The organism is Wolbachia endosymbiont of Glossina morsitans morsitans, from assembly GCF_000689175.1.
GTDB classification, from domain to species: Bacteria; Pseudomonadota; Alphaproteobacteria; order Rickettsiales; family Anaplasmataceae; genus Wolbachia; species Wolbachia pipientis.
This window is the reverse complement of sequence record NZ_AWUH01000009.1, coordinates 1-2,612: the sequence shown is the minus strand read 5'-3', so window position 1 is coordinate 2,612 and position 2,612 is coordinate 1. Positions and strand designations below refer to the sequence as shown.

The 2,612-nt window shown below is 35.3% G+C and carries 3 protein-coding genes; 2 read left to right on the top strand and 1 reads right to left on the bottom strand.

Annotation, left to right across the window (positions count from 1 at the left end; genetic code table 11):
• The first annotated feature begins 59 nt into the window (after positions 1-59).
• Positions 60-512, top strand: coding sequence for a WBM0748 family T4SS-associated protein (locus WGMM_RS00265; RefSeq protein ID WP_038248187.1), 453 nt, complete (start codon positions 60-62; stop codon positions 510-512).
• A gap of 29 nt (positions 513-541) precedes the next feature.
• Here the strand turns inward: WGMM_RS00265 and WGMM_RS00260 are convergent, their stop codons facing one another.
• Positions 542-1,030 (bottom strand): SH3 domain-containing protein, encoded by a 489-nt coding sequence (locus WGMM_RS00260; RefSeq protein WP_240991783.1) that lies wholly within the window; start codon positions 1,028-1,030, stop codon positions 542-544.
• Between the two features lie 73 nt (positions 1,031-1,103).
• On the opposite strand from WGMM_RS00260, the gene WGMM_RS00255 reads away from it, so the two are divergent.
• Positions 1,104-2,468 (top strand): pyruvate dehydrogenase complex dihydrolipoamide acetyltransferase, encoded by a 1,365-nt coding sequence (locus tag WGMM_RS00255; protein ID WP_038248190.1) that lies wholly within the window; start codon positions 1,104-1,106, stop codon positions 2,466-2,468.
• Positions 2,469-2,612 lie beyond the last annotated feature (144 nt).

Below are 2,612 nucleotides of genomic sequence, written 5' to 3'. Positions count from 1 at the left end.
AAATGGTGTAATTGCTGTATCTTAACAAAAAGGTATAACGAATGTAAGGAGGGTACTTTATGTCTCTAAAGAATAAAATTTCTGAGCTAATAGAACAACAATTTAGCATTAAATACCATGACAATTATTTGGCTTACGCTATACATAAGTGGGCTGCAAGCGAAATATCTAATTCTATTGCTTTTTGCATAATTGGTTGTGGAAATTGCAAGATTGGATATCAAGATGCTGCAAATTCGTTCAACATAACAAAAGAAGAAATTGAACAAGGCAATATTGCAAGCATAGAAAGTAAAATAAAAAATGAAGCTGAAAAATCAGGTAGCGAGTTTTCTGAGTTAATTTCTAGAATGGATCAATCGCTAAAAGAGCAGAGTGAAAAGTCTATTGTACAAATTTTAGATTCATCCGCTGAGGAGCTGTTAAGGAGTTTCTGTGATAGCCCTGTACAGTCTCCAGAGCCTCAAGAACCCTATGCTTCATCTGAAGAGCATGCTACAGAAGGCCCATAAACTAGTGTTAATTCAGATCTTTTGTCAACCTAATCAACCCCATATATATGTTTTTTTTGTACCCATGCTTTGCGTTTTGGGGTGGAAAGAAAGCACCATTCTTCGTTGCATTTTTCTATCTTCATCACAACAAACTTGTCTATTTTCATAGTAATCTTGCTGTCTACACTCTGTTTTTGATATCCATAAGTATCTTCTTTTACAATCGCGTAGCGCTTATCACTAAGAAGATTGCCTTTTATCCATCCGCAGTCTTCATCTATATCGCAGACCTTTTTCCAACTCTCAAACTCTTCTATCACTTTCAGGGGCAGATTTTTGCGAGTGTATATCCATTTTACAGGATAGTGAAACCCTGGCCCCGTTCTCATGTTGATCTTATTTGATTTGGTTGAAACAAAGTTGTTAGCAAACAAGCTATGGCTAAATAATAAAAACAATAGGATAATAGTACTGAACCAAGATCCCAGTGTCACGCACTGGGATAACGTGAGGGATAGTGTAACAGACTTATTCATCATAATTCACGATTAGGTTGACATAAGATAAAGAGTAAATTAAAAATTGAATAGATCTTTAAATGCAAAATCAATGCCTATAGAAATATTAATGCCTGCTCTTTCACCAACAATGAGCAAAGCTGGAGGAAAAATTGTAAAGTGGCATAAAAAAGAACAAGACAAAGTTGAAGTAGGCGACGTAATTGCTGAGATAGAGACTGATAAAGCCATAATGGAGTTTGAATCTATAGATGAAGGAGTCATAGCAAAAATTTTAATAACAGAAGGAACAAGTGGCGTGTCTGTAAATCAACCAATAGCTTTAATGCTGGAAGAAGGAGAAGATGAAAGTGCACTTAACAACTATACTTCAACTTCCATCAATAGTGCAGTTAAAAAGGAAGTGACAAAAAGTGCTGTTGATAATCAAAAATCAGAACACCAAGATTTAAACGGAAAGCCAATAAGTCATTCTTCGGTGTCATTCCAGCGCGTGAAGCTGGAATCCAACCCCTCAATGTCATCCCAGTGCTTGACACTGGGATCTAGAAAAGAAGAATGGATCCCAGTGTCAGCTACTCAGATGACAGAGGGTTGTGCAGAAGGTAGAACAAAAATAAGCCCATTAGCTAAGAAAATAGCTCAAAATGAAGGGGTTAATGTGCAGCAATTAAAAGGTACAGGACCATATGGTCGCATAATTAAGGCTGATGTGTTGGAGTTTTTAGGCAGTGGTATACATACTGAAAGTCCTGAGAAAGATACCATAGTTGAAGTAAGCAACATGCGCCAAGTGATAGCACAGCGCCTGACTGAATCAAAACAGAATGTTCCACATTTTTATTTAACTGTAGATTGCCAGGTTGATAAGTTAATATCGTTAAAAAACGAGATTAACTCAGCAGATGAAAACAATAAAGTAACAATTAATGATCTAATCATAATAGCTGCAGCTTTCAGCATGAAAAAATTTCCTGATATAAATTCTTCGTGGATAGATAACAAAATACTGAGATATTCAAATATAGATATTTCAATCGCTGTGGCACTTGAAGATGGGCTAATTACTCCTATAGTAAAAAATGCTGATAAAAAGGGTATTTTATCTATATCAAAAGAAGTGAAAGATTTAGTAAGCAGAGCAAGATCTGGAAAATTGAAACCTGAAGAGTTTCAAGGAGGAGGGTTTACTATCTCCAACTTAGGGATGTTTGGTATAAAAGCCTTCAGTGCTATAATCAATCCGCCGCAATCTTGCATTATTGCAGTTGGTGCATCAAAAAAACAACCAATTGTTATGAATGAGAAAATAGAAATAGCGGAAATAATGACAGTAACGCTCTCTGTTGACCATAGAGCAGTTGATGGGGCACTCGGAGCAAAGTTTTTAAATACCTTTAAGCATTATATAGAGAATCCTCTGGTGATGCTTATTGAAACTGCGGTAATCTATTAGCATTGTTATTACAAAATTAATACCTCTAAGTTTATACTTTTATTAGTTAATAGGTTTAGAGGTAAAAAAATGGATACTACAGTAGAAAAAAATAATCCAAAAATTTTTACCTCGAAATGAAGGAAAGATTAACTCAAAAGGCAT